This is a genomic window from Streptomonospora sediminis (assembly GCF_054778995.1).
Genome location: NZ_BAAGYZ010000156.1, coordinates 1 through 1345 on the forward strand (window position 1 = coordinate 1; position 1345 = coordinate 1345).

The 1345-nt window shown below is 73.7% G+C and carries 1 protein-coding gene; it reads left to right on the forward strand.

What is annotated here, in order from left to right:
- Positions 1 to 53 precede the first annotated feature (53 nt).
- The coding region (locus tag ACYVD5_RS27960; RefSeq protein WP_461004165.1) for an IS4 family transposase at positions 54 to 1345 on the forward strand (1292 nt) is incomplete at its 3' end.

The following is a 1345-nucleotide window of genomic DNA, read 5'->3' on the forward strand; positions in this document are numbered from 1 at the left end:
CCCTGGTATCGAGGTGTCGACCAAGATCAACCGCGAACCGAGGGGCCGTGCCTGTGCCCGATTCTGCCACCCACGATGAGGCGTTCCTCCCCGCCCACCTTGGCCTGCTCGACGACCACATCCCCACCGAAGCCGTCGACGAGATCCTCACCGCCACCAACCGCACCCAGAAACGCATACGCCTGCTCCCGGCCCGCACCGTGGTCTACTTCGTGCTGGCCTGCGCCCTGTGGCCCCACCGCGGCTACCGGCGGGTCTTCTCCGCCCTGGCCCAAGGCCCGGGCCGATCCGGGGCACTGCCCTCGGCGGCCGCCCTGCGCCAGGCGCGCACACGTCTGGGCCCCGCCCCGCTGCGCGCCCTGCTGGAATGGATCTGCCGCCCCCTGGCCGCCCCCCGCACCCACGAGGCCTGGTTCCACCGCCTGCGGCTGGTCGCCTGGGACGGCACCGACCTGGACACTGCCGCCTGCGCCCAACCCGACCGGCGCCCCGACCGCGCCTACGCCAAGATCACCCTGCTGGCCCTGATCGAATGCGGAACCCGCGCCCTGATCGGCGCCACCTGGGCCCCGGGCCACGCGGGCGAACGGCGCCTGGCCGCCGACCTGCTCGGCCACCTGCGCCCGGACATGCTGCTGCTGGCCGACCGCGGCTACTACTCCGCCGACATGTGGCAGGCCGTGGCCGCCACCGGCGCCCAGACCCTGTGGCGCGTCAACGCCACCCTCGCCTTGCCGGTCCACCGGCTGCTGGACGACCGTTCCTACCTCTCCACCGTCGCCCCCGCCGGCCGCCCCACCCGCACGGTGCGGGTGATCGAGGCCCGCGTGGTCGTCACCGCCGAGGACGGAACCCGCCGCACCGAGCGCTACCGGCTGGTGACCAGCCTGCTCGATCCCGACCGGGCTCCGGCCGGCGAACTGGTCGCCCTCTACGCCCGCCGCTGGGAGATCGAGACGGCCTACTACACCCTCAAAGTGCTGCTGCCCGGTGGTCGGCGCCCGCTGCGTTCGCGCACCCCCGTCGGCTGCGACCAGGAGGTCGCCGCCCAGTTGGTGCTGTATCAAGCCTTGCGCTCGGCTGCCTGCGAGGCCGCCGACCGCCTCGGCGCCCCGGCCCGGCGCGTCTCCTTCACCGCGGTGCTGGACGCGGTCGAGGCCACCGTGCTGCATCCGGTCCGCGTCGGTGAGGGGCTGTTTGAGGGCCTGCTCAGCGATCTGCTGCCGCGGCGCCGCGCCCGCAGCTACCCGCGCACCCGCCTGAACCACGCCACGCGGTTTCCCCGCAAAAAGCGCGGATGTGATCCCGGCGTGGACCATCCCACGGTCGCGGTTGAGGTGCCCGT